The 20,632-nt window shown below is 62.2% G+C and carries 20 protein-coding genes and 1 pseudogene; 8 read left to right on the top strand and 13 right to left on the bottom strand.

All coding sequences use genetic code 11. The features are described from left to right. Positions 1-65: 65 nt before the first annotated feature. The 6 genes from ASU23_RS16455 to ASU23_RS16430 are packed head-to-tail and all read left to right on the top strand — an operon-like array spanning position 66 to position 7,123. Positions 66-950, top strand: coding sequence for an ABC transporter substrate-binding protein (locus tag ASU23_RS16455; protein WP_253741371.1), 885 nt, complete (start codon positions 66-68; stop codon positions 948-950). Beyond that, positions 947-2,509, top strand: coding sequence for a multicopper oxidase family protein (locus tag ASU23_RS16450; RefSeq protein WP_058038276.1), 1,563 nt, complete (start codon positions 947-949; stop codon positions 2,507-2,509). Before ASU23_RS16455 ends, ASU23_RS16450 begins: the two co-directional genes overlap by 4 nt. A gap of 10 nt (positions 2,510-2,519) precedes the next feature. Continuing rightward, positions 2,520-2,867: a plastocyanin/azurin family copper-binding protein gene (locus ASU23_RS16445; protein WP_007729706.1), complete on the top strand. Its 348-nt coding sequence runs from the start codon at positions 2,520-2,522 to the stop codon at positions 2,865-2,867. Next, positions 2,864-4,678, top strand: coding sequence for an ABC transporter ATP-binding protein (locus ASU23_RS16440; RefSeq protein ID WP_253741369.1), 1,815 nt, complete (start codon positions 2,864-2,866; stop codon positions 4,676-4,678). The genes ASU23_RS16445 and ASU23_RS16440 overlap by 4 nt, the downstream gene beginning before the upstream one ends. Beyond that, positions 4,675-6,408 carry an ABC transporter ATP-binding protein gene (locus ASU23_RS16435; RefSeq protein ID WP_058038274.1) on the top strand — a complete coding sequence of 578 codons (1,734 nt, stop codon included), beginning with the start codon at positions 4,675-4,677 and terminating at the stop codon, positions 6,406-6,408. Before ASU23_RS16440 ends, ASU23_RS16435 begins: the two co-directional genes overlap by 4 nt. Positions 6,409-6,433: 25 nt before the next feature. Beyond that, entirely contained in the window at positions 6,434-7,123 is a 690-nt protein-coding gene (locus ASU23_RS16430) for a vancomycin high temperature exclusion protein (protein WP_019745580.1), read from the top strand. Positions 7,124-7,218: 95 nt separating this feature from the next. On the opposite strand, the gene ASU23_RS16425 is transcribed toward ASU23_RS16430, so the two are convergent. The 8 genes from ASU23_RS16425 to ASU23_RS16390 all read right to left on the bottom strand — a co-directional run bounded on the left by ASU23_RS16425 (position 7,219) and on the right by ASU23_RS16390 (position 13,720). Further along, positions 7,219-8,055 carry a hypothetical protein gene (locus ASU23_RS16425; RefSeq protein WP_058038273.1) on the bottom strand — a complete coding sequence of 279 codons (837 nt, stop codon included), beginning with the start codon at positions 8,053-8,055 and terminating at the stop codon, positions 7,219-7,221. Between the two features lie 74 nt (positions 8,056-8,129). Beyond that, positions 8,130-8,453 (bottom strand): cupredoxin domain-containing protein, encoded by a 324-nt coding sequence (locus tag ASU23_RS16420; protein ID WP_058038272.1) that lies wholly within the window; start codon positions 8,451-8,453, stop codon positions 8,130-8,132. Continuing rightward, positions 8,453-8,800: a plastocyanin/azurin family copper-binding protein gene (locus ASU23_RS16415; protein WP_003940240.1), complete on the bottom strand. Its 348-nt coding sequence runs from the start codon at positions 8,798-8,800 to the stop codon at positions 8,453-8,455. The genes ASU23_RS16420 and ASU23_RS16415 overlap by 1 nt, the downstream gene beginning before the upstream one ends. Before the next feature lie 27 nt (positions 8,801-8,827). Beyond that, positions 8,828-10,417 carry a multicopper oxidase family protein gene (locus ASU23_RS16410; protein WP_058038271.1) on the bottom strand — a complete coding sequence of 530 codons (1,590 nt, stop codon included), beginning with the start codon at positions 10,415-10,417 and terminating at the stop codon, positions 8,828-8,830. Next, on the bottom strand, positions 10,414-11,733 hold the full coding sequence (locus ASU23_RS16405; protein ID WP_058038270.1) for a hypothetical protein: 1,320 nt from the start codon (positions 11,731-11,733) through the stop codon (positions 10,414-10,416). Before ASU23_RS16405 ends, ASU23_RS16410 begins: the two co-directional genes overlap by 4 nt. Continuing rightward, entirely contained in the window at positions 11,730-12,401 is a 672-nt protein-coding gene (locus ASU23_RS16400) for a methylamine dehydrogenase light chain (protein WP_029256402.1), read from the bottom strand. Before ASU23_RS16400 ends, ASU23_RS16405 begins: the two co-directional genes overlap by 4 nt. A gap of 75 nt (positions 12,402-12,476) precedes the next feature. After that, the gene (locus tag ASU23_RS16395; RefSeq protein WP_003940593.1) at positions 12,477-13,085 is read right to left on the bottom strand and encodes a redoxin domain-containing protein; all 609 of its coding nucleotides are present in this window, start codon (positions 13,083-13,085) and stop codon (positions 12,477-12,479) included. A gap of 44 nt (positions 13,086-13,129) precedes the next feature. Continuing rightward, positions 13,130-13,720: a MauE/DoxX family redox-associated membrane protein gene (locus ASU23_RS16390; RefSeq protein WP_042925923.1), complete on the bottom strand. Its 591-nt coding sequence runs from the start codon at positions 13,718-13,720 to the stop codon at positions 13,130-13,132. A 348-nt stretch (positions 13,721-14,068) separates the two neighbouring features. Here ASU23_RS16390 and ASU23_RS16385 point away from each other — a divergent pair, with 348 nt between their 5' ends. Then, positions 14,069-15,607 carry an APC family permease gene (locus tag ASU23_RS16385; RefSeq protein WP_058038269.1) on the top strand — a complete coding sequence of 513 codons (1,539 nt, stop codon included), beginning with the start codon at positions 14,069-14,071 and terminating at the stop codon, positions 15,605-15,607. After that, positions 15,604-16,389: an IclR family transcriptional regulator gene (locus tag ASU23_RS16380; protein ID WP_003939697.1), complete on the top strand. Its 786-nt coding sequence runs from the start codon at positions 15,604-15,606 to the stop codon at positions 16,387-16,389. Before ASU23_RS16385 ends, ASU23_RS16380 begins: the two co-directional genes overlap by 4 nt. Positions 16,390-16,391: 2 nt before the next feature. On the opposite strand, the gene cobU is transcribed toward ASU23_RS16380, so the two are convergent. From cobU to ASU23_RS34915, 5 genes and pseudogenes are all read right to left on the bottom strand, one after another. Continuing rightward, positions 16,392-17,714, bottom strand: a complete 1,323-nt coding sequence (gene cobU, locus ASU23_RS16375) for a bifunctional adenosylcobinamide kinase/adenosylcobinamide-phosphate guanylyltransferase (protein WP_058038268.1) — start codon at positions 17,712-17,714, stop codon at positions 16,392-16,394. Then, a complete protein-coding gene (locus ASU23_RS16370) occupies positions 17,714-18,502 on the bottom strand; it encodes an ABC transporter ATP-binding protein (RefSeq protein WP_058038267.1) in 789 nt (262 codons plus the stop codon). The genes cobU and ASU23_RS16370 overlap by 1 nt, the downstream gene beginning before the upstream one ends. Further along, positions 18,499-19,533 carry an iron ABC transporter permease gene (locus ASU23_RS16365; RefSeq protein ID WP_019745569.1) on the bottom strand — a complete coding sequence of 345 codons (1,035 nt, stop codon included), beginning with the start codon at positions 19,531-19,533 and terminating at the stop codon, positions 18,499-18,501. Before ASU23_RS16365 ends, ASU23_RS16370 begins: the two co-directional genes overlap by 4 nt. 7 nt (positions 19,534-19,540) lie before the next feature. Next, positions 19,541-20,500, bottom strand: coding sequence for an ABC transporter substrate-binding protein (locus tag ASU23_RS16360; RefSeq protein WP_058038466.1), 960 nt, complete (start codon positions 20,498-20,500; stop codon positions 19,541-19,543). Positions 20,501-20,513: 13 nt separating this feature from the next. Further along, a pseudogene (locus tag ASU23_RS34915) lies at positions 20,514-20,632 on the bottom strand (IS481 family transposase); the annotation flags it as partial.

Genomic DNA, 20,632 nt, shown 5'->3' with positions numbered 1-20,632 from the left:
CTGCGGCCGCCTGTAGCTCGAGTGAGGCGGGACCGACGACGGAACCTGCCGAGGGAACGCGTGTTGTGTCCCACGAATTCGGTGAGACGTCGGTTCCGGGCGACCTCGGGCGAATTGTTTTCCTCGACGAATACGCCGCACTCGGTCTCCTTGCCGTCGGCATCACCCCTGACGTGGTCTTCACGTCGTGGGGATCGGAGATCGGCCAGGACATCTTGGCGTCAGCTGGTACCGAGGTGGTCACGGTGCCGCCGCTCGGTGCACCCCCGATCGAGCAGGTACTCGCACAGGATCCCGGACTGGTCATCTTCACGTCGATGGGCGATCGGAGCTACTACGACTCCCTTGCGTCGACCGTCCCCACAGTGCCGGTCCCGGCCGTCACCACTCCGTGGCGTGAGAATCTTGCCTTCTTCGGACGCGCTTTTGATCGTCAGTCGGTTGCCGACAAGCTGACTGTCGCTTTGGAGGGCAAGATCGCTGACGTCTCTGCTCGGTCCGGTGGTGAAGTGAACACCGTGTCGGTGCTGATGAGCAGTTCTGGAATCCTTGCCACCACCACCGAGCAGGCGCCGCCGTCGTTGCTGTTGGCGGAGAGCGGCTTCGGGCGTCCGGAATCCCAGCGAGCGAATGCCGCTGGAGGACTGCCGTATGCGCCCCTGTCCGACGAGGCGATCCCGGCGCAGGATGCTCGGATCGTAGCCGTGTTCGACGAGGGCGTGTACGAGTTCGGCAAGGTTGCCGGTGTTCCCGGATTCTCGAGTCTTTCAGCGGTGCAGGAGAACCGAGTGGCCAAGGTCAACGGAGACATGTGGCTTGCCACTCATCCCTTCGCCACCTTCTGGATGATCGAGGACATGGATGCCATGGCTGCCGGCAATCTGACCGGCACCGGAACCGAAGCTGTTGCCGCGACGCGCTATCAGGAATTCACGGCGCTGACGGCATGAGTTCGAGAGCGTTGAGTCGGCGCCTGGCTCTGCGATGGGGAGCGGTGACGCTCGGCTCTGCGGCTTTGGGCTCTGCGGCTTTGGGTTCTGTGGCACTGAGTGCGTGCAGCCGTGGTTCGGCGAACGAAACCGGTTCTGAGATTTCACCGTTCGACGACGAAGTTCGTGCTGCCGAACAGGCGAGATTTCATAGCGGGCGCACAGTCGAACGGAATCTGACAGCTGCACCGGCTCGGGTGAGTCTGGGCGCCAGAGAGGTCGACACATGGTCGTACGGTGCGGAAGCAGTTGGCCCGGAGCTTCGAATCTCCAAGGGAGACCAGCTCAACGTTCTTTTGCAGAACGACCTTCCGACGGAGACCTCGGTGCACTGGCACGGCATTGCGATCCGCAACGACATGGACGGCGTCCCGCCGGTCACCCAGGAACGAATCCAACCAGGTGCCGAGTTCACCTACGACTTCGTGGCCCCGGATCACGGAACATATTGGTACCACTCCCATTCAGGCTTGCAGGCCGATCGAGGGTTATTCGGTGCACTCGTGGTCGAGGACCCGAACGACCGGACCGGAGCCGACGAGGACGTCGTCATCGTGATCGACGACTGGCTCGACGGGCTGGGAACAACCCCGGATGCAGTGCTTCGCGCATTGTCACCGGACGTGCAGGGAGGACACCACGGGCACGGCGGCACTCCACCGGAAGTCGATGGTGCAGAGATTGATTCTGCCGCAGAACTTCTCGGCAGTGGTCACGGAAATTCCGAGGCGCTCGGTGGAATGGCAACGCACATCACGTATCCACTGCACCTGATCAACGGACGGCCTGTGGAAGATCCCTTCGTCGTCAGTGCGACGGCCGGAACTCGGCTTCGATTGCGGGTGATCAATGCCGGGGCAGAGACTCCGTACCGTTTCTCGGTCGCCGGGCACGAGATGACCGTTGTCAGTGCTGACGGGCAGGACGTTGCCTACACAGCCGGAGACGAGATTCTGATCGCACCCGCGCAGCGATACGACGTATTGGTGACGGTGCAGTCCGGCTCGTGGCCCATCGCCGCGAAGGTGGAAGGGAAGTCAGGTGGCGTCGCGTGCCTGCTTCGGACGCCGGATTCGGTAGCGGTCGTCGACCTGACTTCGCCTGCAGTGCTGTCAGGTTCCGGCGGTCGGCTCGTTCTGGAATCGGAGCTTCGCCCGTCAGGAGCGCTGGAGCAGAGGGCACCGGATCGTGCGTATTCGGTGGATCTCATTCAGGCCGGCGATCGATACCTCTGGGGAATGGCGGGCGCCGATGCAGGTCGGTTGAGAATGAAGCAGGGCGAGCGAATACGAATCGTCATGAACAACGACACCGACATGTGGCACCCGATGCACACCCATGGGCACACCTTCTCGGTTCCCTCCTACGGCGGGCTTCGCCGAGACACCGTGATCGTACTTCCGCGTACACAAATGGCGATCGACTTCGACGCCGACAATCCAGGACGGTGGATGTTTCACTGTCACAACGCGTACCACTTCGAGGCCGGGATGACTGCCGACCTCCACTACGTTCGATGAGGAGAGCAGAATGTCATTTCGCACCGGATTGACCACATTGATCGCTGTTGCAGCGGTATTCACACTGACGTCGTGCGGCAACGATTCGACGGGATCTACCGAGCAAGCGCCGGTCGAGATCTCGGTGAAAAACCTTGCGTACACACCGAACTCCGTCACCGTGCACACAGGACAGACCGTCACGTGGATTTTCGAGGACCAGGGAATGCCGCACGATGTCGTGTTCGCCGAGTTGGGGATCAAGAGCGATCTCCAAGGAAGCGGAACCTACAGTCAGACCTTCGACAAAGCCGGAACGTTCACCTACACGTGCACACCACATCCGAACATGACCGGCACGATCATCGTCGAAGAGTGAGTGCGGCAATGAAAGTGAACGAGTCCGCAGCCCCGGAAGACTCGCCTGGACTCGTCGACCGAGACGCTTTGGGCAGGATGATCGCGCCGGTGAGAAATCAACTCCTCCTAGGGGCGGGTCTGTCGGCACTGTCGGTGCCGTTGCGATTCCTGCCCTACGTTGCGGTGGTCGAGATCGCGCGGGTGCTCCTGACCGGCTCGTCGTTGAACCTGGTCTGGATGTGGGCCGCAATCGGTGCAGCGGGCACAATTCTCGGTTTTGTCGTCTACAACGCAGCACTGACCGTCTGTCACACCGCCGACGCGCATTTCAAATACTCGATCCGCTCGCGTATCGCTCGGCATCTGTCCCGAGTTCCTCTGGGGTGGTTTGCAAATGGTGGCACCGGTGAAGTGAAGCAGGCGATGGCGGACGACGTGAAGCGGATGCATCTTCTCGTCGCTCACCTTCCCGCCGACGTGGTGCCCGCGATCCTGTCGCCGATAGTGGCCCTGATCTATCTGGTGGCGATGGACTGGAAGTTCAGCCTGGTCCTGGTCGGCTACATCGGAGTGTGTCTCGCTCTCGCCGCGCCGTCGATGCGCAGAGCCTATCGAACGAACGTCGACTCCTGGAATCTTGCAATGTCGACATTGACCTCTGCGACAGTAGAACTGGGCGACGGTATCGAGGTTGTCAAGACGTACGGGAGTGGGAGTCGCGCATTCGCGCGCTACTCGAGCGCTGTCGATTCGATGGTTGCGGTGTGCGTGCGATGGATGTCGGGGATGGGAAGGCCGGTGGTCGCGATGTCGATCCTCCTCTCACCGGCGGTACTCATCGTGGTCATCACGGCGACGGGAACTGCAATGTTGTCCGGGGGTTGGATTACCCCGGTAGCTCTTGTTGCCTTTCTGGTCGCCGGAATCGGTGTTCCGTCGTCGGTTCTGCACATGGGAACGATGGCCAACCTCTACCGCGAAGGCCAACTGGGAGCGACTCAAGTCGAGAGCATCCTCGGCGAACCAGAGCTGGCCGAACCTCAGGATGCAGTGCCTGCTCGCAGCACTTTGGTCGAATTCGACAGCGTCGGCTTCGAATACACCACTGGGCAGCGCGTCCTCGAGAACATCTCCTTCGAGATGCAACCGGGCACCGTGACCGCGATCGTTGGCCCCTCCGGCTCCGGAAAGACCACTTTGGCGCGTCTACTTCCGCGGTTCTGGGACGTCACGGACGGGTCTATTCGACTGGGCGGAAGCGATTTACGAGATCAGTCCAGTCGCGAAGTCTTGAGATCGATGGCCATCGTCTTCCAAGATGTCGTGCTCTTGCGGGACAGCGTGCGCGAGAATATTCGGCTCGGTCGACCGGATGCAACGGATCTGGAAGTGGAGACAGCGGCGAGGCGGGCGCAGATTCACGACGTGATCATGCGACTGCCGGACGGGTACGACACCGAGATCGGTGGTGGTTCGGGCGGTGAGCTGTCGGGTGGGGAGAAGCAACGCCTGACGATCGCCCGCGCCATCCTTCAGAACCCGCCGATCGTCATCCTGGACGAGGCGACTTCGCAGGCCGATCCCCACAGTGAATCGGCCGTTCAACGCGCACTGGGTGAGATCAGTGCGGACGGCGGCACCCTGATGGTGATCGCTCATCGACTGCACACCGTCCGATACGCAGATCAGATACTCGTTCTCGACGCCGGACGGATCGTGGAAAAAGGTACGCACGAACAGTTGTCGGCGCTCGGCGGAACCTACGCGCGGATGTGGGCGCTCCAGAACCCCCTCGTCGAAGACATCTCTCCGCGAAAGGCGCCGCAATGATTCGAGACCTGGACGAAATCCTCGGGCGCGACAATGGGATGCGAGGTCAGATAGCAGGTTTCACGCTCGCCGGGATACTCGAGGGTGTCGTCTTTGCACTGATGATTCCGATCCTGAAAGCGGTGGTTCGCGGCGATTACGACGCCGCAGTTCCGTGGGTTGTCACTGCTGCTCTCGTGGCGGTGGCCTGTGGCGCCGTACGGTGGATCGCCGAGAATCGGGCGTACCGCATCGGAATCGAGGGTTTTGCCGGTGGAATCATGCATCGCCTCGGTGAGCACGTGGTGCAGGTTCCGCTCGGGTGGTTCAGCAAGGCAAACCGTGGAGCGTTCACTCGCCTGGTTACCGAGGGCACGGCTATCTTGATGAGCATCCCGGGAATGATCATCGCGCAACTCGTCACCGTCACGGTGACTCCAGCGACAGTGGCGATCGCTGTCTTGTTTGTGGACTGGCGACTGTCTCTCGCGATGGTCGTCTTCGTTCCACTGGGGATTCGGGCTTATCGCAACGTGCAGCGGGCGGTTGTTCCCGAATACGAGGCGATCGGCAAGAGCGAATCCGAGTTGGCATCGCGCGTCGTCGAATATGCACAGGCGCAGCAAGTTCTACGTTCGGCCGGTAAGAGCGGCGAAGGCTGGACTCGGTTGGACGAAGCTCTTGTGTCCAACCGGGACGCACACCTGCAGGAAATCGGATCGGTCGACAAGTATCTGCTGCGCTTCATGATCGTCGTTCAGATTGCCTTTCTCACCGTCCTGGTTCTGGCGGCACTGCTGGTCACCACCGGGTCCATCGACACAGCAAGCGTGATCGTTGTTCTCGTGTTGGCCGTGAGGTTCGTGGAGCCGATGCAAATGCTCGCAGGATTCGGTGAAGGTATCTCACTGGCCCGGGTGTCGCTCGGATCTGTCCGCGAGATGATCGATGTACCGGTGCTGGCGGAGCCTGAGGTGCCGAAAGAGCCTACGTCGTATGATATACGGTTCGATTCGGTCTCCTTCGGCTACGGCCCGGATCGCGTGATTCGTAACGTGAGCCTCGAATTCCCGGATTGCTCGGTCACTGCTCTGGTCGGTCCTTCCGGTTCCGGAAAGACAACTCTGGTTCGGCTGATCTCCAGATTCTGGGACGTCGACGAAGGTGCGGTATCCATCGGGGGAGCCGATGTTCGCGACATCGGAACGAGAGCATTGATGTCTCGGATATCGACTGTCTCACAGCAGGTTTACCTGTTCGACGGAACCATCCTGGAGAATGTTCGGTTGGCGAGACCGGATGCCACCGAGTCGGAGGTCCGTCAAGCAGTGGTGGATTCCAGGCTAGGCGAAGTGATCGACCGTTTGCCGAGCGGTGAGGAGACCAGGGTAGGTGAAGGCGGATCACTGCTGTCCGGCGGTGAACGTCAGCGGGTCTCGATTGCGCGGGCATTCCTCAAGGACACTCCGATTGTTCTTCTCGATGAAGCGACTTCAGCCCTCGACGGAGAGAACGAAGTCGCCATCACCGAGGCAATTCACCGATTGGCCCGTGGTCGAACGGTGGTGATCATCGCTCATCGCCTGTCGACTATTGAGGGAGCAGATCGCATCGTCTACCTCGAAGACGGTGGGGTGGAGGAGGTCGGTTCCCACGAAGACCTGATCGCGCGAGGTGGGAAGTACTCGGATTTGTGGGCCGAGCGCAGTGGCGCGGAGGGATGGAGGATCGACCGAGCGCCTAAGCGGTGAAGAAACCGTGTGGTTTGATCGACGAATGGACGAAGCCGCTGCAGATCCAGTGAAACCGCCGCGCAAGCGCCGGTGGCCTCGTTGGGTCGCAGGCATTGCGGTGCTCGGAGCGGTTGTCTACGCAGGCTCGATCGTGTGGATTTCCGTGGCGTCGGCCGGCCACACGTCGGACGCCGCCGATGCTCCCGATGCTCCGGTCGTGATCGTGCTGGGCGCGCAGATCAAGGACGGTAAGCCGATGGCTTTCCTGAAAGGGCGGCTGGACGCAGCAGTAGAACTGGTGGAAGCGGGAAAGGCTAAAGCGGTCCTGGTCTCCGGCGACGCGAACGGCGGCTCGGGTGACGAGATCGCCGCGATGACGAACTACCTGGTGGAGCAGGGAATCGATGAGCGTCGCATCGTGGGGGATCCGTACGGCCTCGACACCTATGACACCTGCTTCCGGGCCATACATACGTATGGGGTGACCAAGGCGTTGATCGTCACTCAGGGGTATCACGTGCCCCGCGCTGTGGCGCTGTGCCGAGACGTCGGCATCGACGCAGACGGGGTGAACAGCGATTGCGGGTGCGCAACTCCGACGCTGATCAAGAACGCCGCCCGGGAGTGGGTTCTTGCCAAGCCCAAGGCAGCGCTGGACATGCTGTGGAGTCGGGACGCAAAGGTGACGTCGCCGTCGGAGGACTCGGTCCAGGTGGCGCTGTCGATTCCCTGACACGGGGTGAGTGTGCACGGTTTCTGTCGAGTGAACACACGCTCCGGAGAGTCGGAGCGTGTGTTCACTCGAGGTGAAGGGTGCTCGGTCGAGAGTCAGATCAGTGCTGCGGCGGCGAATGCTCCCAGTGCGATCAATGCCGCGCCGGTGACGCTCTGCACGCGACGGTCCACGACGCACATGATCGAGAGGAATCCCGGCATCGAGCCACCACGCTTGGTGTGCACGATTGCCGCGAGGCTGGGCATGCAGCGGCCAAGGGATACGACCGTGAACAGCGCCGCCCCGAGAGCCGGTGAACCCGAAGCCATGACGCCGAGTGCCATGAGGTAGTACGCACTCGAGCGGATGAAGATCAGAAATCCCGGACCGATGATCGCGCCGAAGATCAGCGAGACCTTCCAGGGCGCCATCGTGCGGCGCAGATGGCGCGGAAGCTGTTGGCGCCGCATCGGAGTCGGCATGCTCACCGCACCCAACTCGTGCAGCCCGTATGCAACCGCGACGACGGCCCAGACGCCCAGCGCCCAGCCGACCGGCACGTACCCGGACATCGCCGCACCGAGAGCGCCGATCAATGCCCCGGTGACGGCTCCCGTCGTGACCGAGCCCAGAGCGTGCCAGCCGAGTCGGCGGACGGGAGTCGAGGATCCCTTCCGATCGACTTGCTTCGGCGCGGCAACAACTCCGGCGACGGACATTCCGCAGGTCGACCAGTTCGCGGCCAGCGACGTAACCAGTCCGGCGCCGATAACAGCTGTGGTCAAAGCTGTTGTCGCAGATGGCGTGGCCACGAGTGCGAGGCCGGCACCCGCAGCGGCGCCCGCCGCGACGAGGCTGACACGGGTCGCGGTGCCGACCGAGCCTTGAAGGGTCGGCCGGATGTCAGGGACGTCGGTCTGCAGTGGGCCGTGTGAGAGAACAGTAGTCATCAGATCCTCCGAAGTGTTTGTGGTTCAGGAAAAGTGTCGAGCCGAAGTCGCAGCGAAAAGTGATGAGCCAGAGTTCACAGCACTGTGATGACTCCGATCATGTACGGGTGCACGGAGCACGAATATTCGTAGACTCCGACGCTCTCGAACGTGTGCCGGAACGTTCCGTCTCCGGTGATACCGCTGTCGAACAGGCCGGGTGATTCCACGTGATGCAGGAGTCCGCCGTCGTCGAAGCGCCACTCGACGGTGCCGCCGTGTTCCACGGTGACGTCCATCGGGCTGAACTGAACATTGCTGATCTCGACCACCACGTCGGGGACGGGATCTTCTGTGCCGCAAGCTGGGACACACGTCGCCGCGACGGCCAGGCAGAAGCCGACGATCCACCTCCTCACTATTGAACGATCACGGTGCCCACCATCATCGGGTGGGGCGTGCAGTGGTAGGTGAAGGTTCCGGCGTCGTCGAACGTGTACGAGAAGGTTCCCTCGGTGAGCAACTCGCTCTTCAGTTTCCCGTCGAGATCACCGTTGCCGACCACGTCGTGGGGGAGTCCGCTGTCGTCGAACTTCCATTCGACGGTCTGTCCCTTCTCGATGGTGACCGATGCCGGTGTGTACGCCATGTTCTTCACCTCGATCACGACTGCAGGTTCGTCCGACGACGCACCGGCATCACTACTGCAGGCGGTGAGGCTCAGGGCAGCGCACGCGGCCAGGAAAGCGGGAACGAGTTTCTTCATGAGGTGTTCTCTCCATTCTTCGACTTGTCAGCGGACGTAACGCAGATTTGCCGTCATGCCGGCCTCGAAGTGGTAGGCGTTGTGGCAGTGGAACATCCACTCGCCGGGATTGTCGGCGTCGAACTCGATGGCAAGCTCGGTGCCGGGTAGGACGTTGACGGTGTCGCGGCGAAGTCCGCCGTAATCCGGTACCGCAAACGTGTGGCCGTGGGTGTGCATGGGGTGCCACATCGTGGACGTGTTCTTCATCGTGATCCGGACCCGTTCGCCCTGTTTCATGACGAGCTTGCCTGCATCGGCCCCCGCCATTCCCCAGACGTACCGATCGCCGGCCTGGATCAACTCGATGCGGTAGTCGCGATCAGGCGATTTCGTCTCGAGCCGTGCGGATTCCGTGGGCCGGAGTTCGCTTTCGGTGACCAGTCGGCCGGCCAGTTCCGAGAGGTTTCCGCCCACATCCGGGTTCGCCAGGGCCAACGCGTCGGTGCTGCGTAGGACGGTCGACGCATAACCATCTCGGCCCTCGACCTTCGCCACCACCGGCCATGTTCCCGACTTCACCGTCACCAGTACGTCGTAGCGTTGGGCCATTCCGACGATGATGGTGTCAGCGGGAGTTGGTTCCACGTCGTAGCCATCGGTAGCGACGATTGTCATCTCGTGACCGGCCACAGCAAACCGGTACGGAGTTTCGGCCGCTGCGTTGATGATTCGCAGTCGCAGGGTCGAACCGGGCGCTGCAGTGACGACAGCAGGATCGTTGGGTGGCCGCCCGTTGATCAAGTGCAGTGGATACGCGATGTGTTGAGTCATCCCGCCGAGTGGTTCGGAAGAACCGTGTCCGCCGCTCACCAACTGTTGCGCGACGGACATGTCGGCTTCCGAGTGTTCCGCCGGAGTTGTTGCCCCACCGCCGTGTCCGCCGTGCCCGCCCGAAATTGCCGGGTTCAGGGCCATCAGGACGGAATCCGGTGTGGTACCCAATCCGTCGAGCCAGTCGTCGAGCACTAGGACGGCATCGATGTCGGCCCCGGTGATGTCGTTCGGGTTCTCGACGATCAAGGCGCCGAACAGCCCCCGATCGGCTTGTAATCCGCTGTGCGAGTGGTACCAGTACGTTCCCGGATCCGGTGCGATGAAGTTGTACTCGAAACTCGAACCGGCGCCGATGGGAGCCTGCGTGGTGGGTGCCGCGCCATCCATGTCGTTGCGGATTCGAATTCCGTGCCAATGCAGTGTTGTTTCGGCGTCGAGGCCGTTCTGGACGCTGACGTTCACCCGGTCACCGGACTTCAGGCGAAGTTCCGGAGCCACCGCAGCGCCTCCGTACGTCCACGTGTCCACGAGGCGTCCGCCAAGATCTACCGTCGAGAATCCGGCGGCAAGGGCAAACGCAGCGGTGGTCCCGTTCCAGGCTCGCGCCGATTCTGCGGCGGCAACTTCCGGGTCGGTGGGCAGGATGTAGTCGAGATCGGTCGTCGGCGTCGGAGATGCTGCAGTGGAACTGCATCCGGCAATCGTCCCCATTGCGCCGAGCCCGAGTGCTCCGGCGCCGAGTGCTCCCAAACTCAGGAATCGGCGCCGGCCCATCACCACGCCGGATCCGGGACGACTCATCGGAGTACTTCTGGTGTGATCAACCCGCTGACATCCCCGACGTTGCCCGAGACATCGACGGAACTGACCTGCTCGCCGGTGCTCGCGTTGTAACCCACGATCTTCTGCGGAGCGGAGCCTTCGACCTCAGGTCCGGTACCGAGCACGTAGAACGTGGCGCCGTCGACGGAAAAGGTCATGCTCTTGATGTCTGTCAAGCCGAGGTCTGCAAGCGTCAAGCTCTTCACCGGGGCGAAGGTTGTTGCGTCGGACAAGTCGATCTTGACCAGTGAGCCTCCCCGAGCAGAGTCCGGATGAATAGCCGTGTCCGTGTACGCGATTGCGAGCCGGGTTGCGTCGGCGTTGATGACGTTCTCCGAGAATCGACCGGAGTCCTGCCCGGCGTTTCCGATCGGCTTGACACCTTCCTGAGGCAGTCCGTTGGAGAAGTCGAAGACGTACACATCGCCGTTCTCACTGACCAGCAAGGCTTTTTGTGCTTCCGAGGCCCACGTGACCTTACGGGTGGAGACAAAATCCTCGGGTAGGACCTTGCTTGGGGCGGTTTCCTTCGGAACACCGTCGTCACCGATCGTGACGTGCAGCAGTTCCCGGGTGTCCTCGCAGACGCTGTACAGCTCGTGATCGACCATCCACGTGAACGGACCGCAGCCGACTATCTGGAGTGCACCGGTCGCTTCCTTCTTCTCGAGGTCGACCACTCTGATGCCGTACAAACCGTCGTCCCACGTGACGAAGAACTTGCCGTCGGACGTCACGGCGTTCGAGCCGGGACGGGAATGTACGCGTGCGACGTCCGGAAGCATGACCTCGGCTGGTTCCAGCAGGTTTCCGGAGTAGGTGCTGACCGTGAAATCTGCCGCGCCGCGGGAACCTCGGGGCCGCCACACCTCGGCAGCGAGCACCGCAGGATCCTCGGCGGAATCCCCGACGAATCCGTGAATGACCGGATCCCAGATACCAGGGCCGACGGTGATCCGGCTCTCGGCCACACCGGTTTTCGGATCGATGACGTTGACGCTGAGCTCGAGTTGGCCGAATCCACCTTCGACGCCCAGCAAGCGGTCAGCTGCGATCGGGGTGATCGAACCGACGTGCAACGGCTCGGGAATGGTGTCGCCGATTTCCTGGTCGTCGTGACCGAGGGAGATTCCTTCACCTGGAGCAGTGAACGGAACTGTCGGATAGGTGACATCACCTGCGCTGGAGGGTTCGTCGTTGTCGGACGAACTGCAACCGGCCAGCGCGAGTACGACGGTGAGTGGGATGACGGCAACGGCGGGTCGCGCCAGTTTTCGGGTTCGCGGACTGCTCATGATCCGGCACCGACCTTGGGGCGTTCGGCCGGTCGAGTCTGGCAGTCCTCACCGATGATGGGCGCCATCGTGCAGGTGTATGCCTGGGACTCGTCGGAGACACACCAGATGATTTCCTGGTCGTAGCTTCCGGAGACCGGGTTGTACATCACGGCCTGCATGTCCGGTTCGCCGCAGAATGCGTTGGAACACGAAGGCGCACCGCAGCAGTCGTAGTAGGCGATCAGATAGGTCTTGCCGGTATCAGGGTTGGTGCAGCATCCGACCCAGAACTCTGCGCCGGGCTTGCTGCCGGGGGCGCAGGTGGTGACACCGCCGCCGTTGCATGCGGCACAGGACGTTCCGTCCATGTTGCACCAGCGCCAGTACTCGCACTCGGCCGGATCTTTACCGTCGTAGACAGGGACAAGAGGTTCGGGGCCAGGTGCCGGCGCAGGAACCTCGGGCTCTTGGGCGAAGGCACTACGTGTCACGGGAAGTGTGCTGATCAGTGCCACTCCTGACACACCCATGGTCCACTTGCCGATCCGACTGATCATGGATCGCCGCGAAACTCGTTCGGAGAGTTTACGTCCGGTTCGGCTGGTAAGCGAACCGCCCTGGCCCGCCATCCATTCGGCCTGGGCCTGAACTGTCGCCTCGTCGACGGGATATCGATTCTCCGTCATGTTGTGCTGCGGGAATTCATTGTCGTCCAACGATTTTCTCCTGATTCGTGAAGAGGATCGAACTGTGCAGGAAGATCAGGCCGCGCTGCCGGATTTCGCCTGGGCATGAAGGTGCTGGAGTGAGGGGGTGCCGGATTCGAGGGCATTGAGCAGGCTTTCCACCTGAGCCATGTGATTGCACAGGCCCTTTCCTCGGATCTTGCCGTGCTCGTCGAGAATCACGCCGTACGGAGTGGTGCCCACCTGGTATGCGATACCGACGTCTCGAGCGTCGATGTAACTGAGCTCGGAACCGATCCCGCTGCCGGCCAGGAACTCGCGATGCTCGTCGGGTGTTCCGTCGGAGATGATGATCACGTCGAGATCCGATTCGGCTCGGGCCATTGCCCTTACGCCGGGAAGAAGGCTCTTGCACGTCGAGCAACTCGGTGCTGTGAACAGCAGGAGTTGCGGTTTGTCGCGGTGACCACCGACTCCGACGGTCCGTCCTTCCTGATCGATGAGACCGGCAAACGACGGGCCGGCCTGTTCGACCTTGGGCCCGGTATCCATCATCCGGGCACCGAGAGGTCCGAGACGTACTTGTACGCGGCCGATTTCACGAGCCAGAGCAAGAACCATCAAGAACAGTACGGCTACGGCGATCACCAGGATCACTGTCGCGACAAGGAGGAAAGTGGTCATCGTGGTAGTCCTGCCTTCGAGTTTTCAGTGGTGGGGATGTGAGTTCACGAGCCGTACCGGGACGCGGTTTCGGCGGTTCGGAGGCGGATGGAGGCGCTCGACAGATAGTCGTCGACTGGGCGTCGTCCGAGGTGGACCACCGAACGAATTTGTGCGAGAGCAACTCCAGCCAGGACGAGGAGGAATCCGAAGGTCGCCGCCACGACCTGGACGCCGATCTCAGCCTGTCCGGCGGTGACCGACAGTGCCACAGCGATCACCGCGAGTGTTCCGGCGCGAACGGCGTGGAACCATCCGATACGCGGAATCTCGCCGACTCCGAATGCAAAACATCCGCAGTCCAGATCGCGTCGCCCACGCAGGAGGTTGATCGTGAGGCCCGTGAAGAACGACGCGAACATGACGGCAGCAACCAAGGCGGCGAGGCGATGGGCCACGCCGAGAACCAGGAGGATGCCTACGACGGTTTCCGCGACGGGAAGGATGCGAGCGATCGGTACTTCGAGTCGCACCGGCAACACTTTGTATCCGCGCACCGAACGAAGGACCCCGTCGTGGTCGTTCAGCTTGGGAATGCCGGCGAGCAGGAGAACAAATCCGATGATCGCCGAAGTGGTGGCGCTGACCAAGTGCATGCTTCCTCCGTTCCTCTCGGGTAGTGCCGGTGGTGTGTGGGACACATCCTGTACGAGCGATGCTGCGAACCCGCGTCGACCGCGCTACGCCTGGACGAGGTGCAACTGAGAGAGCAGTTGTCGTGTGAGAATCGGAGAACTCGCAGGTCAAGGTGCTGCCGGAGGGGCCGGATACCGTCGGCCGCCCTTGATCCGGCATGACGCTGGGTGGGAAACAGAGTCGGATTCTCACTTGAAAGTTCTGTGCGCGCCATCGTGGAAACTGCGCGGAAACATAAGCGGACTAACTTGACCGAATTCTGACAATTCGCTCGTAGGTTCGGGCCTGGACGCGACGGACGGTGACACATGGCCGTGAGTGCGGCACTGCGTGCGGCGATCACGCGAGCGCAGAATGCGGATCAACACAGTGAGCCCGTGTTCTCCCCGCTCCGTGGTCTCGGGCGAGGACGTCTGACCCCGATCGACCTGTTGGGGCAATCACTCTCCACGATCGCGCCGGCAACGGGAATGGTGTTCATCGCCCTGTGGATGATCACCTACAGTCCCGGCTACGTCGGGTTGGCTGCGATTGCTGCGACAACTTCGGCGGTGTTTCTCGTTGCGTTCTGCATCACTCAGTTCACGCGGAGACTGGCCGCAGCAGGATCGTTGTACAGCTTCGTCTTCCAAGGCTCCGGTATCCGGGCGACACTGACGGCGGGTGCCGCACTGGTACTCGGGTATCTCGGAATCTCGGTTTCGGTTTTCTCGCAGGCAGTTCCGAGTCTGCTCGATACCATCGCCATTGTCGGCCACGACGTGCGAGGAACTGCCGCGACGGTGATCACGACGGTGGCGATTGCCCTGGCCGTCGCGTGGATTGCAGTGCGCGGCGTCCGGTTCGCCACCCGAGCGATCCTGGTCGTCGAAGCGTGCTCGTTGATTCTCATCGTCGTGGTCATGCTGGCGACGCACAGTGACACGACAACTGCTGTTGCCCTGCCGAATCCGTCGCTGAGTGCAGTTCCGTTTCTCGCGATGCTGACGGTGCTCAGCATGGCGGGCTTCGAAAGTTCGGCCTTCTTCGGCCCGGAAGCAAAACGACCACTCATCAGCGTCACACGCACGGTTCTCATTTCGCCGATCATCTGCGGGGTCCTCTTCGTTTTTGCGGCCTGGGCGGCGATGACCGGCCACGGCGCGACGATCGTCGGAGCGTACTTCGAGGGAACGGCATCCGGGGCCAGCGCGGAGGTGGTTCTGGCAGTCAAGATCGGAATGACGTGTTCCTGGTTCGCATCCACTCTCGGTTGTGCGCAGGCGGGTTCGCGGTTGTTGTACTCGATGGGGATCGAACGGGTACTGCCTGCGCCGCTCGCTCGCGTGCACAGACGATTTCGTACCCCGTACGTTGCGGTACTGGCGTTCGTCGCGGTAAGTGCGGCGGGCGTATTCATCTATTCGGATACGGTTCGCGACGATTCGGGATCCTTCGACGGCGTGGTGGAGACCGCGTTGGTCTGCGCTTACACGCTGGTGGCCTTTGCTTCGTGGAAGTTCTTGCGCCGAATCGGGGAACATACGTCGCTGACCCGGATTTGCACCCTGTCCGTGAGTGCCGCCGGTGCCGGTCTACTGGTTTACATCGTTCTCGACGGTGCGGTTCACGGGATGTGGGCACTGCCGATCGCTGCTCTTGCTGTTGCTGTGTCGGGGACAGTGTGGAGCGCATTGCTCCGTAGAGCCAGACCGGAAAGCCTTCTGATGGTCGGCGCTTTCGACAGCGTCGAGACGGCGGACCTGTTGCCCGGTGCGGGTACTCTGCTGATCGACGGTGACGGGCGAAGGCGACTCGTGCCGGATCGTGGGGCCGCCGAGGGTAACTCGCCGGAGCATGGGCGGTGACCGCGGACCGTGCAACCGCTGGTCCACGATCAGACAAACGGATCGGCGAAGAGACCCACTTCAGTGGACAACAACCGCGTGCGGTTCAGAAGGCGCTGGGGATGCTCGAGGCGGTGGCTCATCTGGGACCGGGAACAACAGCGAAGGAGATCGCCACTTTTGCAGGCGTTCCATCGGCCACGGCCTACCGGATGCTGAATCTGCTGGTGGCGGAGGGCTTTCTCGTGCGGGTGCCGGACCTGTCAGGGTTCGCGTTGGGGCGTCGGACTGCCGAGCTCTCGCATGCGGCGTCGTCGAGTGGTCCGGCGCCGACGCTGCACGAGCGCGTCGAGGACATGCGGACACACACGAGGTTCGGATTGCACGTTGCCTCATTCGCCGGTGGGCGCTTGAGGTTCGTCGACAAGGATCCGGATCACGAGATCATCGGAATAGCGGCACTGGCCAAGAACCTTCACGCGAATGCGCTGGGGAAGGTTCTGTTGGCGCACGACGAGCGGTTGCTTTCGGGTTTGGAACTTCGCCGGGTCACGGAGTTCACCCTCGGTGATTTCGATGCGTTGTATGAGCAGTTGAGGTCTGTTCGCCTGCAGGGTTTTGCATTCGAGAACCAGGAATGTCGCCTGGGTCGATCCGCGGTCGCAGTACCGGTTCGAGATCACGCAGACCAGGTGGCCGGCGGGTTGTGTGTTCAGGGAGCGAGCGGGCGAGTGACGGACGAGGATCGAGAGTTGGTCGGTTTCCTACTCGATTGCGCGCGTCAGCTCACGGGATTGCTCTGACGTCACACGCGCAGGCTCAGGGGGAGCCCGGCGGTCATCAGGACCACGGACTCCGATTCACTGGCGATGCGGCTGTTCACCAGACCGAGTAGATCGCGGAACAGTCTCCCGGACTTCGTGTCCGGGACGACGCCGCTTCCCACTTCGTTCGTGACGGCGACAATCGGAACCGGACAGGCGGTCCAGGCGTCGGCCAACCGGTCGATATCTGCGTGGACGGCGCTGAGATCTTCTGTGGCCCATGCCCGATGTCGATCCAGACATGCGGTCAGCCACGTGCCGAGGCAATCGAGCAGGATCGGTGTTGTTGCGGTTGCGAGAATCTCGGTCACTTCGGAGGTCTCTACCGTCGTCCACGTCGACGGCCTCCGCGCGCGATGCGACGCAATTCGTTCGATCCAGTCGGGATCGTCGTCCAGCGGATCCCCGGTGGCGATGTACGTGACGTGCCGGTAGCCGGCAAGCAGGCCCTCCGCGTAAGTGGACTTGCCCGAGCGGGCGCCACCGGTGACCAGAGTTCGATGGCTCTGTCCTACCCCGATCTCGAGCACAGCTCCATCCGGAACCGCTCGCGCCCCTGACACACGAAGTGCTTCCGAGAGTTCGTTTTCGACGGGGTTGTGGTGCCCGAGGTGTACGGCGACCACATCGGTTCGATCGGTGATCGCGTCGCAGTTGCGGAGCCGCAACACCGTCTCCGCGAAACTCGGCAGATCGTGGTGCCCGGTGCCGTGGTCGGTCTTGTGGCCGAAGGTCTCTTCGAGAAAGACGGCGTCGAAACGCGCGTCGGCAAGGGCGTCGACAGTGGATTCGGGCAGAGGCCCGGTGTCGGTGGCCCAGAAGATTCGGGTTCCGGATGCGTCGGTGATGTCGTAGAGAAGGGTGGTTACTTCGTGCGCGGCTTCGAGTGTGCGAACACGATAGGTGCCCAACATGATCGACTGGCCGGTCTCGAGCGGTGTGAAGGTCACCGGGTCATCCGGGCCCACCCAGTCTCGGCAGAGAGCGAGCGCGTCGGGTGGTCCGAGAACCTCGAGTGGTTCGCTGCGCGATGCCCAGGACCGGAACAGCAATGCCATCGGGCCGAGGTGATCGGGATGCGAATGCGTCAGCAGGATGTGTTCGACGTGTGCCAGCGTGCGACCGAATCGCGACGCGGCACGCGGTACTTCCGGACCACAATCCAACAGGATTCTGTTGTCCACCAGGGCAGCAGTGTGTCCGCGAATGGTTCCACTCGACAAGGCTTCCAGGCAGGAAGGGCAGGTACAGAACGGGTTCGGCCAACCGTCAGCAGCACCGGTGCCGAGCAACATCAGTTCCATCAGCGGGTGCCCTCCTGCCGAATCGGAACAACTATGGGACCGCTGGGTCGGTCCAGGATTTCGACCCGAGCTCCGTACACGCGGCCGAGGAGGTCTGCCTCCAGCACCGATGAGGGAGTGCCGTCGGCAACGACGCTGCCCTTGTCCAGCAACACGATTCGTCGACCGTACTGACCCGCGAGAGTGAGGTCGTGCATCGCGGCGATGACCGTGATGTTGTCGGCTTCACGCAGTTCCTCCACCAAGTCGAGAACCTGCTGCTGGTGACCGATGTCGAGCGCGCTGGTGGGTTCGTCCAGGAGCAGTACCTGCGGTTCTTGAGCCAGCGCCCGAGCCAGGACCACGCGCTGCAATTCGCCGCCGGAAAGTTCGGTGGCTCGTCGATCTGCGAACTCGGTGAGGTCGAGCCTCTCGATCACCGAAGAGATCACCGAACGGTCAGTGGCGGTTTCGGTTCCGAAGCGTCGTAGATAGGGAGTGCGGCCGAGCGCAACCAGTTCCTTGACCGTTGAGCCCTCGGGTACTACCGGACGCTGAGGCATCAACGCGACGACGGCGGACATCGCCTTGCGGCTGGAATTGCGAGGACTCAGTCCCCCGACCGAGAGCTCACCGGTAGACGGAATCAATCCAGCGAGGGCATGCATCAAGGTTGTCTTGCCGGCGCCGTTCGGCCCGACCACGGCAACCCAATCGCCTGGTGTCACATCGAGATCGATGCCGTCGACGACGTCCTTGCCGCCGAGGTTGACTCGGAGGTCGCGGCACCACACTGCGCTGTCGGTCATGCCGAGACCCGGCTGCGGCGCAGAACCAGAAGGAAGAACGGAGCGCCGATCATCGCGGTTACAACCCCGATGGGGAGTTCGGCCGGTGCCATGACCGTGCGGGCGGCAACATCGGTGAGGACAAGAAACGCCGCACCCAGCATGAGTGACAGGGGGAGAAGCAGTCGATGCGACGGGCCGACGACCAGTCGAACCGCATGGGGAACAACGATTCCGACAAAGCCGATCAGTCCACTTGCACTCACGACCGCCGCCGTTCCCAGAGTTGCGGCGAGCACCAGCACCAGGCGTGATCTGGCCGGGTCGACGCCGAGGCTGGCGGCTTCGACGTCACCTACCGCCATCACGTCGAGTACGCGCCGGTGTACCAGGATGACGGCAGATGCCAGCGCAACGTACGGCAGGACAACCAGAACTTCCGACCAACCGTCGGTGGACAGTCCGCCGAGTAGCCAGGAATAGACCTCGCGCAGTGAATCGTCGAACCGCTGCTGAACAAAAGTCTGTGCTGCATTCGTGAACGCCGCGACTGCGACACCGGCGAGGATGATGACTACCGCGTTCTGCGGCCCGCCAATGCTTCGGCCGAGCGAATAAGTTGCGAACACTGCCAGCACACCACCGACGAAGGCGGCCATAGGAATTCCGAACATGCCCAGCGCTCCACCCGAAACGATGGCGAGGGTTGCGCCCAGTCCGGCTCCGCTGGAAACTCCGAGGAGATACGGATCCGCCAAGGGATTTCGGAACACGCCCTGGTAGGCGGCGCCGGCTACCGCCAACATTGCTCCGACCAACGCGCCCAGGACTACTCGCGGAAGCCGGATCTGCCAGAGAATCGCCTGCTGTGTTGCGGTGAGGCCGGAATCGAGGTGGATGCCGGGTATTCCGTCCAGAAGTTCGAGAATGGTCCGATCAGGCGTCAAACCGGCCGGCCCCACCAGAACACCGATCAGCAAGGCGGCGCACAGAATCAGCGCGGCGCCGAGCAGAACGGCGGTCCGATGTTGGGAGATACCGGCTTTGATCATCGAGTGCTCAGGCCGCGGGAACTTGGGCAACGATGGCAGCGACGGCCTTCACCTGGTCGGCGACACGAGGTCCCCAGCGGCTGGAGAGGTCTTCGTCGAGCACATGGATCTGGTTGCCGGTAACCGCTTTCATGCCGCTCCACCCGGGTCGAGCGGCGACGGATTCTGCTGTCACTCCGCAGCATTGGGAGTCTGCGAGAAAGATGAGATCGGGATTGGCCTGTACCACGAATTCGGCGGACAACTGCGGATAGTCACCCTGCCCCGCGGCGTCGGCGATGCTCTTCATTCCGAACAGCGAGTAGATCTGCCCGACAAAACTCGAACTCGTGACGGTGTAGAGCGAGGAGTCGAGTTCGTGGAAGTACGTCAGCGGCTGTTGGCGCGCAGGAACACTGGCGACAGCGGCGTCGATGTCCGAGCGCATGGTGTCGACAACTTCGGTGCCCTTGTCCTCGTGGCCGGTGGCCTTCGCGACGCGCTCGATCTGGGCATAGACGTCGTCGATGCTCGTCGCTGCCGGTAGTAGGAGTGTCGGCACCTTCGCCTTTTGCAGTCCGGAGACAAGATCGTTCATGTCATCCGATGCGATCACCAGATCCGGTGCGTAGCCGAGGATGGCTTCGACGTTCGGTTGAAAGCCCGAGAGATCGGTGACCGGGATACCGGCCGGGTAGTCGGACTGATTGTCGACGGCCTTCACCTGATCGCCCGCGCCGACGGCCCACAGGGTCTCGGTGGCGCTGGGACTGAGTGACACGATCGACTGCGGACGTGACTCGATGGTGATGTCCGTGCCGGAATCCGTGGGACCGGAAACAACAGTCACCGGGAACGAGCCGTCCGAGGCCGCTGTGGTTGCGGGTGTATCGGACGTCGAGCTACTGCACGCACCGGCAAGCAGTGCGGTGCTCACCGTCAGTGCTGCAAGTACAGATCTGAATTTACGTGTCGGCCGAGTACTCACAGCCACCCCTCCGCTAGTTGTATGAGGAACGGACGTTAGTTACGCGGTGCCGGCGGTAAGCGGCGGGCGGTCGTCCTCCGCGTGTTGAATGCGGTCGATGATAATTGTAGTGAACGTTCCAGATTTCCACGG

Origin of the sequence: Rhodococcus sp. KB6, from assembly GCF_001445685.1 — a bacterium.
GTDB lineage: Bacteria > Actinomycetota > Actinomycetes > Mycobacteriales > Mycobacteriaceae > Rhodococcus_F > Rhodococcus_F qingshengii.
The sequence above is the reverse complement of the archived record's forward strand: the minus strand, read 5'-3'. Positions and strand labels throughout refer to the sequence as shown.

Coding starts and splice junctions, on each gene's coding strand:
- ASU23_RS16450 (WP_058038276.1), top strand. CDS start 947: ATGAGTTCGAGAGCGTTGAGTCGGCGCCTGGCTCTGCGATGGGGAGCG.
- ASU23_RS16365 (WP_019745569.1), bottom strand. CDS start 19,533: ATGATCAAAGCCGGTATCTCCCAACATCGGACCGCCGTTCTGCTCGGC.
- ASU23_RS16400 (WP_029256402.1), bottom strand. CDS start 12,401: ATGACGGAGAATCGATATCCCGTCGACGAGGCGACAGTTCAGGCCCAG.
- ASU23_RS16405 (WP_058038270.1), bottom strand. CDS start 11,733: ATGAGCAGTCCGCGAACCCGAAAACTGGCGCGACCCGCCGTTGCCGTC.
- ASU23_RS16395 (WP_003940593.1), bottom strand. CDS start 13,085: ATGACCACTTTCCTCCTTGTCGCGACAGTGATCCTGGTGATCGCCGTA.
- ASU23_RS16435 (WP_058038274.1), top strand. CDS start 4,675: ATGATTCGAGACCTGGACGAAATCCTCGGGCGCGACAATGGGATGCGA.
- ASU23_RS16385 (WP_058038269.1), top strand. CDS start 14,069: ATGGCCGTGAGTGCGGCACTGCGTGCGGCGATCACGCGAGCGCAGAAT.
- ASU23_RS16425 (WP_058038273.1), bottom strand. CDS start 8,055: ATGACTACTGTTCTCTCACACGGCCCACTGCAGACCGACGTCCCTGAC.
- cobU (WP_058038268.1), bottom strand. CDS start 17,714: ATGGAACTGATGTTGCTCGGCACCGGTGCTGCTGACGGTTGGCCGAAC.
- ASU23_RS16390 (WP_042925923.1), bottom strand. CDS start 13,720: ATGCACTTGGTCAGCGCCACCACTTCGGCGATCATCGGATTTGTTCTC.
- ASU23_RS16415 (WP_003940240.1), bottom strand. CDS start 8,800: ATGAAGAAACTCGTTCCCGCTTTCCTGGCCGCGTGCGCTGCCCTGAGC.
- ASU23_RS16410 (WP_058038271.1), bottom strand. CDS start 10,417: ATGAGTCGTCCCGGATCCGGCGTGGTGATGGGCCGGCGCCGATTCCTG.
- ASU23_RS16370 (WP_058038267.1), bottom strand. CDS start 18,502: ATGACCGACAGCGCAGTGTGGTGCCGCGACCTCCGAGTCAACCTCGGC.
- ASU23_RS16430 (WP_019745580.1), top strand. CDS start 6,434: ATGGACGAAGCCGCTGCAGATCCAGTGAAACCGCCGCGCAAGCGCCGG.
- ASU23_RS16445 (WP_007729706.1), top strand. CDS start 2,520: ATGTCATTTCGCACCGGATTGACCACATTGATCGCTGTTGCAGCGGTA.